The sequence below is a fragment of the Nitratireductor sp. PBL-C9 genome (assembly GCF_050877045.1).
Classification (GTDB): domain Bacteria; phylum Pseudomonadota; class Alphaproteobacteria; order Rhizobiales; family Rhizobiaceae; genus Nitratireductor; species Nitratireductor aquimarinus.
Genome location: NZ_JBPAXW010000008.1, coordinates 58,692 through 74,302 on the forward strand (window position 1 = coordinate 58,692; position 15,611 = coordinate 74,302).

At 63.4% G+C, this 15,611-nt stretch carries 20 protein-coding genes; all 20 read right to left on the minus strand.

Features of this window, described 5'->3' with window-relative positions; all coding sequences use genetic code 11:
- Nucleotides 1-36: 36 nt before the first annotated feature.
- Nucleotides 37-471, minus strand: coding sequence for a cytochrome c maturation protein CcmE (ccmE, locus tag ACRTG1_RS16920; RefSeq protein WP_113154616.1), 435 nt, complete (start codon nt 469-471; stop codon nt 37-39).
- Nucleotides 472-478: 7 nt separating this feature from the next.
- Entirely contained in the window at nt 479-1,618 is a 1,140-nt protein-coding gene (ccmI, locus tag ACRTG1_RS16925; protein WP_432516684.1) for a c-type cytochrome biogenesis protein CcmI, read from the minus strand.
- Nucleotides 1,619-1,787: 169 nt separating this feature from the next.
- Nucleotides 1,788-2,225: an RT0821/Lpp0805 family surface protein gene (locus tag ACRTG1_RS16930; RefSeq protein ID WP_432516686.1), complete on the minus strand. Its 438-nt coding sequence runs from the start codon at nt 2,223-2,225 to the stop codon at nt 1,788-1,790.
- 98 nt (nt 2,226-2,323) lie between these two features.
- The gene (locus tag ACRTG1_RS16935) at nt 2,324-3,730 is read right to left on the minus strand and encodes a sensor histidine kinase (RefSeq protein WP_206545917.1); all 1,407 of its coding nucleotides are present in this window, start codon (nt 3,728-3,730) and stop codon (nt 2,324-2,326) included.
- A gap of 9 nt (nt 3,731-3,739) precedes the next feature.
- Nucleotides 3,740-4,411, minus strand: coding sequence for a response regulator transcription factor (locus ACRTG1_RS16940; RefSeq protein WP_206545916.1), 672 nt, complete (start codon nt 4,409-4,411; stop codon nt 3,740-3,742).
- A 75-nt stretch (nt 4,412-4,486) separates the two neighbouring features.
- Nucleotides 4,487-4,723 (minus strand): hypothetical protein, encoded by a 237-nt coding sequence (locus ACRTG1_RS16945; RefSeq protein ID WP_432516688.1) that lies wholly within the window; start codon nt 4,721-4,723, stop codon nt 4,487-4,489.
- A 136-nt stretch (nt 4,724-4,859) separates the two neighbouring features.
- Nucleotides 4,860-5,066: a hypothetical protein gene (locus ACRTG1_RS16950; protein ID WP_206547315.1), complete on the minus strand. Its 207-nt coding sequence runs from the start codon at nt 5,064-5,066 to the stop codon at nt 4,860-4,862.
- Between the two features lie 24 nt (nt 5,067-5,090).
- Nucleotides 5,091-9,050 carry a baseplate multidomain protein megatron gene (locus ACRTG1_RS16955; RefSeq protein WP_432516690.1) on the minus strand — a complete coding sequence of 1,320 codons (3,960 nt, stop codon included), beginning with the start codon at nt 9,048-9,050 and terminating at the stop codon, nt 5,091-5,093.
- A 6-nt stretch (nt 9,051-9,056) separates the two neighbouring features.
- Nucleotides 9,057-9,530, minus strand: coding sequence for an NlpC/P60 family protein (locus ACRTG1_RS16960; protein WP_432516782.1), 474 nt, complete (start codon nt 9,528-9,530; stop codon nt 9,057-9,059).
- Complete coding sequence (locus tag ACRTG1_RS16965) at nt 9,530-10,420, minus strand: DUF2163 domain-containing protein (protein ID WP_432516691.1); 891 nt, start codon at nt 10,418-10,420, stop codon at nt 9,530-9,532. The genes ACRTG1_RS16960 and ACRTG1_RS16965 overlap by 1 nt, the downstream gene beginning before the upstream one ends.
- On the minus strand, nt 10,417-11,058 hold the full coding sequence (locus tag ACRTG1_RS16970; RefSeq protein WP_432516692.1) for a phage distal tail protein, Rcc01695 family: 642 nt from the start codon (nt 11,056-11,058) through the stop codon (nt 10,417-10,419). Before ACRTG1_RS16970 ends, ACRTG1_RS16965 begins: the two co-directional genes overlap by 4 nt.
- A 17-nt stretch (nt 11,059-11,075) precedes the next feature.
- Nucleotides 11,076-11,630, minus strand: coding sequence for a phage tail tape measure protein (locus tag ACRTG1_RS16975; protein ID WP_432516693.1), 555 nt, complete (start codon nt 11,628-11,630; stop codon nt 11,076-11,078).
- A 198-nt stretch (nt 11,631-11,828) separates the two neighbouring features.
- Nucleotides 11,829-12,047, minus strand: a complete 219-nt coding sequence (locus ACRTG1_RS16980; RefSeq protein ID WP_317089021.1) for a rcc01693 family protein — start codon at nt 12,045-12,047, stop codon at nt 11,829-11,831.
- Nucleotides 12,044-12,382, minus strand: coding sequence for a gene transfer agent family protein (locus tag ACRTG1_RS16985; protein ID WP_432516694.1), 339 nt, complete (start codon nt 12,380-12,382; stop codon nt 12,044-12,046). The genes ACRTG1_RS16980 and ACRTG1_RS16985 overlap by 4 nt, the downstream gene beginning before the upstream one ends.
- Nucleotides 12,379-12,795 carry a phage major tail protein, TP901-1 family gene (locus ACRTG1_RS16990; RefSeq protein WP_297557965.1) on the minus strand — a complete coding sequence of 139 codons (417 nt, stop codon included), beginning with the start codon at nt 12,793-12,795 and terminating at the stop codon, nt 12,379-12,381. The genes ACRTG1_RS16985 and ACRTG1_RS16990 overlap by 4 nt, the downstream gene beginning before the upstream one ends.
- Nucleotides 12,796-12,823: 28 nt before the next feature.
- Nucleotides 12,824-13,231: a DUF3168 domain-containing protein gene (locus ACRTG1_RS16995; RefSeq protein ID WP_432516695.1), complete on the minus strand. Its 408-nt coding sequence runs from the start codon at nt 13,229-13,231 to the stop codon at nt 12,824-12,826.
- Nucleotides 13,212-13,376, minus strand: coding sequence for a hypothetical protein (locus tag ACRTG1_RS17000; RefSeq protein WP_297562823.1), 165 nt, complete (start codon nt 13,374-13,376; stop codon nt 13,212-13,214). Before ACRTG1_RS17000 ends, ACRTG1_RS16995 begins: the two co-directional genes overlap by 20 nt.
- A complete protein-coding gene (locus ACRTG1_RS17005; RefSeq protein ID WP_432516696.1) occupies nt 13,373-13,708 on the minus strand; it encodes a phage head closure protein in 336 nt (111 codons plus the stop codon). The genes ACRTG1_RS17000 and ACRTG1_RS17005 overlap by 4 nt, the downstream gene beginning before the upstream one ends.
- Nucleotides 13,708-14,277 carry a head-tail connector protein gene (locus ACRTG1_RS17010; protein WP_297562828.1) on the minus strand — a complete coding sequence of 190 codons (570 nt, stop codon included), beginning with the start codon at nt 14,275-14,277 and terminating at the stop codon, nt 13,708-13,710. The genes ACRTG1_RS17005 and ACRTG1_RS17010 overlap by 1 nt, the downstream gene beginning before the upstream one ends.
- 75 nt (nt 14,278-14,352) lie before the next feature.
- The gene (locus ACRTG1_RS17015; RefSeq protein ID WP_432516697.1) at nt 14,353-15,609 is read right to left on the minus strand and encodes a phage major capsid protein; all 1,257 of its coding nucleotides are present in this window, start codon (nt 15,607-15,609) and stop codon (nt 14,353-14,355) included.
- Nucleotides 15,610-15,611 lie beyond the last annotated feature (2 nt).

Below are 15,611 nucleotides of genomic sequence, written 5' to 3' on the forward strand. Positions count from 1 at the left end.
CTGCGGAGAAACTTCAGTGTAAAGGATCAGCCGCGTTCAATCTTCTTTCCAGACGCCCTTTTCCTTCAGGCTGTCTGCAACTTCCCGCGGCATGTAGTTCTCATCGTGCTTGGCAAGTACCGTATCAGCAACGAAGTTGCGGTTCTGATCGAAGGCGCCTTCGGTCACAACCCCCTGCTCTTCGCGGAAGAGGTCCGGAAGAATGCCGGAATACTGCACCGCCACGGATTCGGTTCCATCCGTGACCGCAAAACGCACATATGTGTCGTCGCCGCGCTGAATGGAGCCCTTCTCCACAAGACCGCCCAGACGTATGCGCTGACCCGCCGCAACCGGCCGTTCTTCAAGGTCGCCCGGCATATAGAAATACGACGTCTGCTCGCCCAGCGCATAGAGTGTGAGCCCTGTCGCGAGCCCCAGAAAACCGATTGCGCCTGCGATGACGGCCAGTCTTTTCTGTTTCCGTGTCACGTCACACCTACTCGCTTTTGATGCCGAGACTATCGGCGAAGGCTTTCAATTCCTGGCTCTCGGGCGCATCGGCCCCAAGGGCTGCCAAAGCTCGCTCCAGAGCGGCCTTTGCGTCGTCCGGACGCTTCAGCACGATGTATGAACGAATGAGACGCTGCCATCCATCCATGTCATCCGGGTTTTCCTGCAGCTTGGCGTCGAGGCTCGCAACCATGCCTTCGATCATGTCCTGACGATCAGCCTGGGAGAGTTCGGCTGCCGCAGCCACATCCTCATCGCTTGGACCCGTTGGCGCGGTTTCTGCGCCTGCCACCGATGTGTCACCCGAGCTCAGCAGTGCCTGCCGCGCCGCCACGCGCCACGGCGATTCTCCCGGCAGGTCAGCCAGCATCTCACGCCACATCGCCTGGGCATCTATGGTTTCGCCATCCTGCGCCAGCGCCAGCCCAAGGAAGAAACGCGCCCTCGGCTCCTTCGGGTCAAGCGCAATGGCGGCATTGAAGGCCTCTTCGGCTTCCGCCGTCACCATGCCCTGTGCGCCACCGACAATCGCTTCGCCCAGCGCAGACTGCATCTCAGCACTGTCGCCGGATATGCGCATGATATTGCGCAACGCGGTCTGTGCATCGCCGAAACGGCCGATCCGCATATAGACCGGAGCCAGAACCTGCCAGCCGCGCGCATCGTCGGGGTTTTCGGCCAGATGGGCTTCCGCCCGCGTCACCAGCTCATCAATCGGGGCATTGGCCGGCTCTTCGGTTGCACGCGCATGAAAGGGCTGCGCCGGCATGTTGGGCGAGCCGGTAAACACGTAGAGCCCCCAACTGACGAGCGGTACGGCCAGAACTGCAATCGCAGCCGTCAGCTGCGTCACGCGTCGACTGGCGTTTCGCTTGCCGGCCTGGCTGTCGGCCGCTTCGGAGGCCTTGAGGATGCGCCGGCCGATTTCGGCACGCGCCTGCTCGGCCTCCTGCGGTCCGATGAGACCGCGCTCGGCATCGCGCTCGACTTCATCGAGCTGGTCTCGATAGACCTCGATATCATGAGCGGGGGCATCGTCTGCCTGCCCGTTGCGCACGGCAAAGGGCCGCAATACGGCGAAAGCGGCGACGAAGGTCAAAAAGGCTGCAAGGATCCAGAACAACATGAGCCCTAAATAGCGGTCGGCAAACCCGCTGCCAACTCGATACGCCTGCGGCCATTTGGCAAGTCACGGTTGCGCTGTGCAAACATCTCGCACAAACGCCTAAAATGCCAGACGTTCAGAAACCGGCACAACCGGTCAGTCAGGCCAGTTGCGCTTTCTTGTCAATGTGTTAGCCGAGCAACATCCAGCTGCCATCCTCGTTGCGGCAAGCAGTTCCGCGCGCCTCGCGCGGCCCGCCATTGACCTGAATGACATGGGTATACTGCCGGCAGTCCTGCGAACCGACGCGGTAAGGCTGCGCCGGGCGCACTGTTCCCGCCCGTCCGGACGAGGCATCCTGCCACGAGACATCCTGACCGGCAGGCGTATTTTCCAGCGCCTTGTACTCGGCCTCGATGGCAAGCCGCTTCTGCCGTCGCGACAGGGCGTCACCAAATTCACCGCCGACGAGCCCGCCGCCCTCCATGCCAAGAATGGCAGAGCTGTCCGCAGGCGTCTGCGTCGCCGCGAACTGATTGGGCTCAAGCTGCGAGCCGGACATGTTGCTGCTGAGGCAGCCCGACAAAACTGCGGAGAACGCTACAGCGAAGATTGGCGCGAGTTTCATTGATCTCGATGATCCCCTGAGACACACTCATCGTTTACGAGCCCCTGATTAGGGCATCGATTTGGCCTAATTTGGACGATCTTCCTTAACAAGCAATTCTATGCTTCGGCCCGTGGCAGCGTAACGACAGCTTTCAGCCCACCAAGAACAGACCGCTCCAGCGCAAGCGTGCCTCCGTATTCTTCCACCAGGTCGGCAACAATCGCAAGGCCCAGCCCTGTTCCCGGCTTGGTTTCATCGAGCCGGCGACCGCGTTTTACTGCGTCGCGCGCCTGCTCTTCGGGAATTCCAGGCCCGTCATCTTCAATCACGATGCGCAGGCCCCGCCCCTCGCCCGGCTCGCCCCCTTCTTCAAGGGTCAGCGCGACCTGGCCTGCGGCCCACTTCATCGCATTCTCCATCAGATTGCCGTTGATCTCCTCCAGATCCTCCCGCTCGCCGGCAAAGACCAGCACCTCGTCGGGCAGTTCCACCTGCAGATCGATGGACGGATTGAGCTTGCTCATCACCCGCGCCATCCGCTCCAGAGAAGCCTGCACCGGTGTCCGAAACACAAGGCTGTCGCGCTGTGCTGCAGCACGCGCACGCTGGAGATAGTGGTCAAGCTGCTGTTGCAGCGCCTTGGCCTGTGCGGTGATCAGCTTGCCGCGCTCGCCGCCCACCGCATCGCCTTCATTCATAAGCACGGCAAGCGGCGTCTTCAGCGAATGCGCCAGATTGCCCACCTGTTTGCGTGAACGTTCGACAATGCGTCTGTTGTTGTCGATCAGCGCATTGGTCTCATCCGCAAGCGCCTCGATCTCCGTGGGGAATGGCCCGGCCAGCCGCTGCGCCGTTCCCGCCCTGATGTCGGAAAGCGCCTGCTGCACGCGGTTCAACGGGCGCAGACCGTAAAGAATGGCGAAGACATTGATCGCCACCATGCCAATGCCGAAAAGCGCGAGATAGCCATAGAGTGTGCGAATGAAGCGGCTGATTTCGTCTTCCAGCTCGCTGCGGTTGCCCATCACGCGAAAGCGCGCAACCTGCCCCTGATCGCCCACCACCAGCTCGGCCTCAACCACCTGGATCGTGTCGCCACCCGGGCCGGTCGCCTTGTAATTGCGTTGAAAGCCCGCATTGAACGGCACCCTGGACGCGTCTGGCGAAGGGATCGGCGTCGCCATGGACGGCGAGCGCAGCGCCCGCCCCAGATCATCCGTCACCGGCTCAACCGCCCAGTACCAGCCCGACTGCGGCTGCAGAAAGCGTAGATCATCGAGGTTCGGATTGCCCTGCAACCCGCCATCCTCGGCCACGCCGACAGAACCGATCACATTGTTCAGATAGGCTGACAGAACGCTGTCAAACCCCCGTTCCGAGACCTGTCGGAACAGCGCAGAGATGATGGTGGCGATCACCACCAGCGCTATGATTGCCCAGAAAGAGGAAAACGCAATCACCCGCACCGCAAGCGAGCGGGACAGGATGCGCCTCAGATAGGATTGCTTGTTATGGTCAGCCATCGGGGCGGCCTAACCGGCCCCCGGCTCGCGCAGACGATATCCCATGCCACGCACGGTTTCGATCAGATCCACATCGCCAAGCTTCTTGCGCAACCGTCCGACAAACACTTCGATCGTATTGGAATCCCTGTCGAAATCCTGGTCGTACAGGTGCTCGACCAGTTCCGTGCGCGAAACCACCGTATCCTTGTGGTGCATCAGATAGGCCAGCAGCCGGTACTCATGCGACGTCAGCTTCAGCGGAACGCCCCCCACATCCGCCTTCGAGGCTTTCGTATCAAGGCGGACCGGACCACATCGCAGTTCAGACGATGCATGACCCGCCGCGCGCCGGATCAGCGCGCGCAGCCGCGCGAGGACTTCCTCAATGTGAAATGGCTTGGTTACATAATCGTCAGCGCCCGCGTCGATACCGGCAACCTTGTCGCTCCAGCGGTCACGCGCCGTCAGGATCAGGACCGGCATCTTGCGCTCGTCCTGACGCCAGCGCTCCAGAACGCTGATGCCGTCCATCTGCGGCAATCCGATATCAAGAACCACCGCATCGTAGGGCTCGGTGTCTCCGAGGAAATGCCCTTCCTCGCCATCGAACGCCTTGTCGACCACATAGCCGGCATCGGTCAGTGCTTCGCAGATCTGCCGGTTGAGGTCCTTGTCGTCTTCGACAACCAGAATGCGCATCAGCCCCTCGACTTGTCCTGTTTCACGTCATTCAAAGGCCACGCACGGGCAAACGCCTCGCCCGGGCGCGCGGCATCAATTGGCCGGCACCACGAACTCGGCGCGTTTCGGGCGTTCCCCGTTACCACCGGGAATGACCACGACCACCCTGCAGACGGTCTTTCCACCCTGGTCTTCGGCTGTTGCCTGAACCAGTTGCCCGCCATTCTGGGCCGCAACCCGTGAACCGACGGAGTAGCAATCGACGCCCGGCTGGGCGGCGGCTGCGGACGGCCAGATCAGCACCGGCAAAAGCGCCAGAGCGACCAGCAAGAAGGGTTTATTTGCACGATGCCAAAACATGCATCCGGTGTAGCCCATACAGCCTGAATAGGAAATGAACGGCTGTGTTATTTTACGGGGCGCTGGGTTTGCGAAGGCGGGTCATTGCCCGCCTTCGCAACTCTTTCTAGGCAATCGTGCTGCGGGCATGAACCCTGCCGAAAATGGCGACCAGCCCAGAAATGGCAGTGATGGCCTGCAACAGCCCTTCAGACACGGCCGAACTGTCGATCTCGCCGACCGGATAGCCGAGCATACTCGCCGCCGTCGCCGCAATCGTGACCACAGACGCCCAGATGGTGCGCGAGAGGTACCATGGTTTGCTTCTGATCATCGTCTTCCTTCCCTTGTTGAATGGTCAAACGGTCACTGCAATGCTGGCCGGGTTTCCCGGTCCGGCCTGAGCGCTGATCTGGCGCACGGTGAAATGGATCGGCCCCGCAGCACCCGGAAAATCGGCAGCCCTCTGCGCCGCCTCATAAACCCACTCGGCTGCCGCTGAGGAAACACTGCGCACCACTGCCCCGCCCTCACCGGCGATGTCGACACGGTACTGTTCGCTCGCCTCGCCAAGCGGGATGTCTTCGCCCAGCCAGCTGTCACCATCGATGCGGCTGCGCCGTATCCAGGAAATGGAAATGTCGCCATTCGGCAACGCCCGCGCCCTGAGATGAACCGGTGCGAGCGGCAGAAGCGCTCTCGTTCCGCCCGATGCGCGCATCTGGAAGAAGCGGTCACTGCCAAAATCTTCGCCCGCAGGTCCGATGCGCCACGTCCGCTCAAGACCGATTTCGCCGGCTTGAAGCCCCGCACTCACCACAGCCTGATCCAGCAGCACGAACCCCGCACCCGGCGGCGCCCCGGCCCGCATCGCATCCTCTGTGCCCAATTGCCCGCGCAACAGCCCGCTCAGACGCCAGCGGGACGGCGCAATCTCCTCTGCGTCCATGAACTGCAGGATTTCCCAGGCCCCGTTCTGGCTGAAAACGGCAGCGGCATTGGCCCCATTGAGCAGCCGCGATCGCGAAACCGCTTCAAGAGCACCCGACAGGAGGTCCACCGTCAGGCTCCGCCCTCTGTCGAGACGGCCAGAGCACACGCCCTCAATCGCCTCCGGCAGGAAACCCATCGTGGCGCGTTTTTCAATGGTCGTACGGACTTCGAACCCGCTTTCCTCCGGAGAAGAAAACACCACGTGCCGTGTCCAGGGCTGCGCATGGACGGCAATGCGTAGCGCATCCTGTGCGCCCTGCATCCCCGGCTGCCAGGGCAGATCGAGCATAAGCGCAAACGCCGCACTTTCATTGGCTCCTGCGCCGTCACCGGGCGGCAGCGGAAGCGGTTTTGCCGACGGGGCCGGAATTGCGTGAACCCGCCGCGCCTTCACGCTGCGAAAAGTTCCGTCCTCGATCTCGGTAACGAGGTATCGGGTCTGCCCTGCCGCCTGCGGTATCGTGACGACCGACCCCGGCTCGATCCCGCCTTCGGAAGGCGGCAGGGCGAACTGCGCCTGCTCGCGCGCCGCCCAGTGTCGCAGCAGCCAGCCAGTCGCCTGCGCCTGCGCCTCAGGCGTCGCCAGAACACCCGGAAAGCTCAGGAAATGCGTCTTCTGTCCCTTGGCGCCCACATGCTCGGCCACCGCCGTAGACGCCTGATGATCCTTCATCTCATCGCGATAATCGACATGCAGCCGCGCCGGCAAAGCATGGTCGGGATCACGCACGCGCTCAAACACCGGCGCATCGCCCTCGATCACCAGATCGCCGATCTCCTTTGCGTCCTTCACCGCCGCACCGATGGACCGGAACACCAGTTGCCCGGCGCGTTCATGCGCACCGATGCCGAACAGATCCGTAATCGGCTCAAGTGCTGCACGCGCCGTCGAAGGATTGGACACGACATAGCCGGTCAATGTCCCATCCGCAGACGCCGTCTCGGCGGGCGGCAAATCATGATCGGCCAGAATGGCGTTGATCAGATCCTCGACGGCCAGACCGCTTGCCCGGCCATTCAGCCAGTGTCCGCAGGACCAGCTCTCGCCATCGCCCCACACATCCCGTCGGTTCGGAAAGGCCGGAAACGGACGCGCATCCCACGCCCAGACCGAAGCCGTCTCGGGCGAAACCATCGGTGCATGATAAACAGACGAAACCGGATTATGCGCTCCCGCACGCGACCAGTGCGCATAATGCGCCTGCAAAAGACGATGCTGCGCGAGGTCAGACCGTCCGCCACTGGAAAAATAGGGTATCGCCCCTTCCGACGATTTGGCGTCGGGAAACACATTCGGCTGGTTCGGCCCCTTGTCGACGGCAGGACAGCCGATCTCCGTGAAGATGATCGGTTTCGAGGCTGGAACCCATGCCGTCGGCATCGGCTTCTCAGTCCCGCCCAGACGGTCGAAATGCGGATTGGACCACCATCCCACCAAATCCTTGTAACGAAAGACCCAGGGCTTGCCGTAAGCGCCATCCGTTATCGGCGAGCGCCGCCGCGCCGCCCGGTCCGCCTCACTCGCATAATACCAGTCGAACCCTTCACCGGATGCAATGCCGGCCTTCAGCCCCTCAATGTCATACGGCCCCGAAAACCCGTCCGGGTTTGCACCCGCGTAATCCTCGTCGCGCCAGTCGGACAGGGGCATGTAATTGTCGATGCCGACCGCATCGACCGCATCTTCCGCCCACAGCGCATCGAGGTTGAACAGCACATCGCCACTGCCATCCGCCGGCTGGTAGCCGAAATACTCGCTCCAGTCCGCGCCATAGGTGATGGTCGGCCCGGCCCCCAGCAGGCTGCGCACCTCATTGGCCATCGTCCGCAGACCGTCGACAAACGGAAACTGGCCCGTCCCGTCGCGCAGCCGCGTCAGGCCACGCAGTTCCGAACCGATGAGAAACCCGTCGACACCGCCGGCAGCCGCCGCAAGATGCGCGTAATGCAGGAGAAAGCGTCGATACCCCCAGTCCCCCGGCGCGCCGTTGAAGGCAATCGTCGCCTCGTCCCGCACATAATCGGCAGGAGCCGCAGCGCCGAGAAGCGCCTGAACCTGCGCGCCCGCCGCTGCTGTCTTGTCCGCGCTCGCCGGTTGCCCCGGTGCTGGAAACGAGGTCACGCGCCCCCGCCAGGGATAGGCTGGCTGCCGGGGTCCACCAAACGGGTCCGGCAGATTGTTGTCCGCAGGCACATCCATCATGACGAACGGATAAAGCCAGACCTTCAGACCCCGCGCCCGGATCGCCCGGATCGCAGCCATCACCGTGTTGTCGGAAGGCGTGCCGCCATAGGCCGCGCCCTCCTCGGTCGAAGACACGATCTGCGCATCGTTTCGTTCGACACCCGATACACACCATTTTGCGCCTTCACTACCGAACAGAAGGCGGGTGAACGTCGCGTGGATGCCCATCATGTCCCAGATCGGCCCCCACGGGTTCGGAAGCGCTTCATTGCCATGGGAGACGACCATGGGCTTGATCTGGCAGTTCCCCGCGCGCAGGTCCGTGCCAAACCACGACACAACCAGCGAGATCGTCTTCAGATTTGGAAACAGCGCCTGCAATTCATCCAGCGACGCCTCAAGATCGCTTTCAGCGGATAGCGCGTTCCGGTTGACCAGAACATGCTGCCCCGGCCGTTCCATAATCTTCACCGCCTGCGGCGAAAGTCCGAATTCGGTCGAACCGGGAATAAGCGCCACAGAACCGATGGACGGGTTCAATGCCCCCACCGGACGCATCACCTCGAACTGAAACTGCGGAATGCGCCGCCCATAATCATCGATCGGCATGCGGTCGATCACCGCATAGGCCGTTCCCCTGTAGGCCGGCGCATTTCCGGTCCCCTGCTTCGCTTCAATGAGCGGATCGGGCATCTGGTCATCGCTCCCGCGATAGATGCGGATGTTGACCTTGCTCTGGTCCACCTCCCGTCCATCCGCCCATATCCGCCGCACGCCTGCGATTTCGCCTTCACAAAGGGCAAACGCCACATTGGCGAAGTAATTGTAGGTGGTGACTTTCGGGCCGCCCTTGCCGCCCTGGCGCTCGGTCGTGCTGGTTTCCTCAAAACGGGTCGCCCAGATCAGCGTGCCGCCGGTGCGCACCGTGCCGTAAAGCCTCGGCAGCGGCGCGCCCTCCTCTCCGGAAAACGGACGCGCCGCCGAAAGACGCGGCCCTTCATAATGCTGCCGACCACCGAGCAATGCGCGGTCAACCACATAGCCGGCCAGCGCGCCCGCAGCCGTTCCAAGCGTCACGCCCACAGGGCCGAGAAAGCCGCCGAGAAACGCACCCGCAGCCTGCAGAACAATCGTCGCCATCGGCTCTCACTTTCCAGATTGAACAGTTACAGGCAGGGGAAACGCGAAGACACCGGCGATCCTTCGCCGCCATTGCGGCACCAGCGCCGAAACGGTCACCGCACCGCCTTCATAGGCATGAACAAACGCATCCTCGCCGCTGAGAATGCCCACATGTTTTGCAGGCAGCCCGCCCCGCCAGCGGAAGAGTACGAGATCGCCGGGCCTGCGCGCTCCGGTCTCCTTCTCGGCACAGTGTCTGCGCGCCGCCGCAAGAAGGCGCTCCTCGCGCGAGGCCTCTGCCCAGTCAGCGCTGTAACGGCCCGGATCTTCCGGCTCGCAGCCATAAACTTCACGCCATACGCCCCGCAGCAGGCCAAGGCAGTCGCACCCCACGCCCCTGCGGCTTGCCTGATGGCGATAGGGCGTGCCGACCCAGCGCATCGCTTCGCGCAGGATCGCCGCGCGCAGCTCCGCCTCGCATCCGATATCGTGGCGCATCATCTCACCAGCGCCCTTCCATCGAACACGCCCTCTTCATTCACATAGCCGTAAGCCGCGTCGTCTCCCGGCAGATGCGGAAAACCGCGAAAATTCACTCCGTTCGAGAACTTGGCCCTGCAGGTGGAAAACCGCTTGTCACAACCGGCAACGATGCTGAACGCATCGCCTGCCTCGCCGCCAAGTGCCGCTTCGCGCCACAGCGAAAGCCGAACCGCATCCCCCGCCCGGCCGTGCGAGACGATCCGCTCCTTTCGCCCCGCATGCGCCCCGCCGGTCCAGGTCAGAACGCCATTGTCGAACCAGCCATTGGAGAAGCCGCCAATGCCATCAACGATGACGACGCCGCCGTCTTCCACGCGCACAAGCGTTCCAGTCCCCGCAAAATGCGCATCCGCAAGGTTGACCTTGCAGGTGCTGTCGCCCAGTTCGACGTCGCAGTCGCGTCGCACCGTGCGCCCGTTTGGCTGATCAAGCGCCCAGTTCTCGCTTTCCAGCTCGGCAATGAAATGCCCGTCGCGCCGCGTCACCTTGCCGATCACCGCAACCCGCACCCGCCTGAACATTGCCGGATCGCGCCAGTTCACCAGCAGGGTCTCGACCTTCGCGCCGTCATAAAGACCGGAAAGAATATCCTCTTCCGAAATGTCGATGGCCGAGAGCGCCCCTTCCACATCGACGCTGTCGACGGACAGGCCAAAGGACGATTTCGCCTCGCTCGCGGTAAATCCGCTTTCCGGCGCAAACAGCGTTCCGTCGCACAGCAGATCCCTGTCGTGGTCGGTAAAGCCAAGTACAGTCCCATCGCTTCGGCTCAGCCGCCAGCAATGGCACACGCTTGTCGCTTCCCCCTCAAGATGCGCCGCCAGCGCGTCACCAGTCTGCGTCATGCGAAAATCTCCACCAGCGGTATGGTTGGGATCTGCCCGGCCCTGAAGGCGCTCAGGCTTACCGAGAGCCGCTCCATGTCGAAGCGCACCGGCACATCGAATTCAAAGCCGGCCGTCACAACCGCGCCATCGGCCGGCGTTGCCCCCGGCTGAAAGACCACTTCGCCCGTTTCGCCATCCACGGCGTAATCGAGCGAGGTCTGCATCTCTGTTCCGTTCACCGCGACCAGAACGGTCTCCGCCACCGGATGCGTCACCGGGCGCAAGACCGCATCTTCTCCATCGCCATAGGTCTTGGTCAGCGCAAAGCGCGCCGTCGCGCCATCACCCGTGCCGACCCTCTGGTCGAGCGCCGATGGCGTCGCCGAAGGCGCACACGACTTCATGTCGAACGGATCACGAAAACGGAAACCGTGCAGCGATCCGCGCCGCGCCTCGAAGAAGGCGAGAACCGCATGCACATCGTCGAGCGAGCGAAGCCCCGTCCCCGCGTCGTAATAGCGCCGCGCCAGCGCCTGCCGCGCATTGCGCTGTTCGCGTCCCGAGACCAGTTGCACGATCTCGTTTCGGCGCTCCGGCCCACCCGTCGCGCCGAACGAGATCGCGAGCGGAAACCGCACGTCGTGAAAGCTATTCATGCTGTTTCCTTCCGCGCTCAGAGCGTCCGCGCCCCGCGCGATACGGCGCGGGTCAGCATGCCGGTGATCTGCGCTTCGGACTTGCGAAACGACCCGGCGTCAGGCGTGGACACGTTGAAGACAATGCTGGTCGCCGCGCCGCCGCCACCGCCTGCGGAGACGCCAAGACGGCCATCCGCGCCGCGCTGCAGTGGCAGGATCGCCTCCGCGCCGGCCTCGCCCATCAGCCCCACATTGCCGCCCATGGGAAAATAGGTTGGCGAGGAAACAACACCGCCGCTCGCAAACGGCACCACCCCGCCCTTCGCAAAAGGCATGATGCCGCCCAGCACGCTGGAAAACAGCGAGGAACCGAGCGCCGCCAGGGGCTGAAGCGCCTGTGAAAGCGCCATGCTCGCCAGGTTCATGCCGATATTGCGCAGCACATCCTCAAACGACTTGCCGCTCACCACCGCGCTCTTCAGCGCCCCTGTCATTTGCCGGCCAAAACCGTCGGCCAGCTTTTCCAGATCGCCCAGCGCTGCCTCGAAAGGCCTGGTGTCCGCGCGAATTTCAAAGGTCACATCTTCCAAGGCATCGTCTCCGCCTGGCGCATCGGCCCGAAAATCGGGAACCGGTTTTCGGAAAGCACGATGCGCAGATTCAACAGGGTAGAGCGTCCTTTGTGCGTCCGAATGGACGCACGGCGCTCTAGCCGCATCGGCCCGAAAATCGGGAACCGGTTTTCCGTCCGGAACTGCGCAAAATCAAACAATGGGAGCGTTTTGCAGTCAGGTGAGATCACGGTCGGGGAACCGCTCCATCAGCCGGTCGAGATCGTTGCGGGCAGGCGCTCCCGCCCCGCCCCCGCACAGGGCTTCCAGCGCGCAGTTCAGTTCGCGTGGCGTCATCGACCAGAATGCATCGGGTGAAAGCCGCAGCACCCCGAAGGCGAACCCCATCACATCGTTCCAGGGGAATGGCCTCGGGCGGGCTGCTGCGGCGTTCAAGGGTTTTCCGGCGTCTCCTCCGCCCCGCCAAAGGTGGCGGTCAGGAGCGCGCTCACGATGCGCGCAAACCCCGCCGCCCCTTCATCACAGCGCATGGAGCGCACATCCTCGTCGCTGACCGCATGGCCGCCGCCGCGCAGGCCCGCAGCGATGACGCGCAGCATGTCCCGGGCCGAAAGACGCCCGCTGGAAAAGCGCGCGGCCAGTTCCCCCAGATCGTCGGCAGCGAAGGCGTCTTCGAGTTCCGCCAGCGCGCCCAGCGTCAGGCACAGCCGGTAATCCCTGCCATCGATGCGCGCCGCCACTTCGCCGCGCCTTCTGTTCACGCTGCTCATGGGGCCACCGCAAAGCTCACCGCACCGGCGGATTCCAGCGCAATCTCGAAGGTCACCTCGCCATCATGATTGCCGCTATATTCCAGCGCCGTGATCTGAAACGGCCCCGCCACCACGCCGAAATCAGGGATCGCCAATTGCCAGCTGGCGATCTCGCCTGCGAAAAAGCGACTGCGGATCGCGCCATCTGACACGCTGTCCTTGAAGATGCCCGACCCGCTGATTGCCGCCCGCTGCACGCCGCTGCCAGCGAGCAGTTCGCGCCAGCGGCCAGCCGAATCCGCATCCGTCACGTCCACCGTCTCGCTGTTGAAGGCGAGGCGCTTGGCGCGCAGCCCCGCCACAGTCGTGAAAGCCCCCGCCCCGCTCGTGTCGAGTTTCAGGAGCAGGTCCTTGCCCTTCTTGGCCACCATGCTTGTCCTCCAGGAATGTGTTGATGTCTCACGCGGGCTCGGTCACGGCGCGAAAGCGCATCAGCCCGTGATAGGCGGCGAGATCTTCGTCAAAGCGGATTTCTCTGCTCTCGCGGCGCAGATTGACCAGAACATAAGGCGTGATTGCCGCCGGCAGCGCGGCCAGAGCCGTCTCGATCAGCCCCATCAATTGCAGCGCTTCGCCCCGCCCCTTGCCGTTCGACCAGACATTGATCGTGAAGAAGTGCTCGTCGCCCTCTTCCGTATCGGTGCTCCAGTCATGCGTGCTTGCCGGGCCGAACGTCACATAGGGATAGGCGGTGCGCACCGGAGCCAGGTCATGGAGCTTGCGCCCGCCCAGCGCGCTTACAAGTGCCGCATTCGCAGCCAGTGCCCCAAACACCGCCTTTTGCAGTTCAAGTGCGGCGTCGGTCATCGGCACGCTCCCTGTCATCGGCACGCGTCTTTTCCTTTGCCTGCGCCTTGCGCCGCGCCTCGTCCCCCGCCTCGGCTGCCCGATGCGCCAGCCGCCGCAGCGCGCGTGTCAGGCCCTCGCCGGTCAGTTTAATGCTCGTCTTCATGACGGCTCCTCCTCGGCGAGACACACCAGATAGCGTCCGGTCTCATCAGGATCGTGCGCCGTGACAATCCGGAATATCCGACCCGCCCTCAAAAACCGCATGCCCCCCGCAACACCCGGCCGAGACCGCAGCGTGATGCGATGCGTCACCCGCTCATGGTTCTGCGCCGCGCCAAAAGGCGCTGACGCCCGCACTGGTTCAATGAACCCGAAAACCGTCGCTGTCTCGCTCCAGCTCTCGGTGTGACCGCCCGCCCCGTCGGGCGTCAGCGTGGCGCTTTGCAAACTGAGTTCAGTTCGAAATGCGCCGGGGTCGATGAATTGCACCCGCATCACAGCCTCGGCGTCCGATAGCGGTTCACGAGGCGCTGATAGCCCGCCGGCAGCGAAACAGGTTGATCCTCGGCCCCGAACGAGGCGCGGAATTCGAACCAGTGCGCGACGAGAAGCAGAATGGCCCGGCGCAAAAGGTCCGGCACATCCGTGCCCGCCTCGCCATAACCAGCCCTGAAATCGATTTCGATGCCGTTCAACCGGCGTCCCGGAAGCGGTCGGTCGCGGAACGCCAGCCGGGCCGGCTGCGCATGCGCGTCGAGTTGATAGCCCGCCGGATCAACCACCGAAGCCGCGCCATTGCCATCGAACACGGTCACCGAAAACACCTGCCGCACCGGCGTCCGGTTCAAAAACACGATTGCGCCCTGCGGCCAGTCATCCAGCGTCAGCCGCCAGGACTGGTCGATCAGCGCCTCTCCCGTCGCCTTCTCCACCTCCGCGCGCGCGGCGCGGATCAGCCCTTCGATGAGCGCATCCTCGCTGGCATGGCCGACCCTCAGATGCGCCTTTGCTTCGGCAAGCGTCACCGGCTCGACCAGCGGATCAACCGTTCGGAAAAGCGTCATGTAAAAACTCCCGTTCAAAGAAAACGGCCCCGGAACGCATTCCGGGGCCGCATCGGCATGGTCGTCGAGGGAGGGCTAAACCGTGCCGAATTTCAGCAGCTTGACCGCATCGAAGTCCTGAATGCCGCCGCCGACGCGCTTGGTCGTGTAGAACAGCACATAGGGTTTGGCGGAATACGGGTCGCGCAGCACCCGCACGCCCGCGCGGTCCACCACCAGGTAGAAGCGGCGGAAGTCGCCGAAGGCGATGGGCGTCGCGTCCGCGCCGATGTCGGGCATGTCCTCGGCCTCCACCAGCGGGAAGCCCATCAGCATGGCGCGGCTGCCGGGCGTCGCGGGTGGCTGCCACATATAATTGCCGTCCGCATCCTTCAGCTTGCGCAGCGTCGCCTGCGTCTTGCGGTTCATCACCCAGCTCGCGTTCTGGCGGTAGCCCGCCTTCAGCGCATAGACCAGATCGATCAGCACGTCAGAGGAATCCGTTGCCGGCAGCGCGCCTGCGGCGCCCGTCACATTGTAACCGACATTGCCCCAGCTCCAGGTGGCATTGGCAACCCGCGCATAGCTCAGAAAGCCCTTCGGCTTGTTGACCCCGTCACCATTGATGAAGGCCGCGCCTTCCTGCTCGGCAAAAGCGGTTTCCACCTCGCTTGCAATCCACTGGTCCAGATCGACCACCGCATCGTCGAGCAGCATCGCCGTTGCCGCTGGCATGGCGTAAAGCTCCGCCGTGGGAAACTGCAACTCGTCCAGCGTTCCCGTCGCCGTCTCCGGGCGGGCGGCCGTTTCGGCAACCCAGCCCACCGCCGGACCGGTCACCGCAAAGGGCTTTTTCAGTACCGCGCTCGAAACCTGCCGCACCGTGGCGATGGAACGGATCGGCGAGAGCTCCGCCAGCCGTGCGCCAATGGCCGCTTCCGTCTCATCGGGCACCAGATAACCGCCATCCGGCGCAGAGCCGTAGGACATCGCCTTTTCTTCAAGCGAGCGCATGGCGCGCTCGTCGCCCGCGCGCATATAGGCGTCGAAGGCCTGTTTGCGCTCCAGATCCTGAAGCGCTGCGCCGCCGCCACGCCCCAGCACCGGCCGCGTCTTCTTCAGCACCAGCGTGTCCAGCGCCTGTTTCTGCTCATCAAGCGCCCGCGAGATGCGCTCCACCTTGTCCACCGTCACCACATCGGCGCTGCGCGTCTCGATCTGTTTCAGCTTCTCGTCATTGGCTTCCTTGAACGCCTCGAACGCGTTCATGAATTCATGAAACGCACCCGTCACGTCACCTTCGTCGAGCGCCGACTTCACCTCGGGCGCGCGTTTTGCCAGTCCTGCCGTCATTT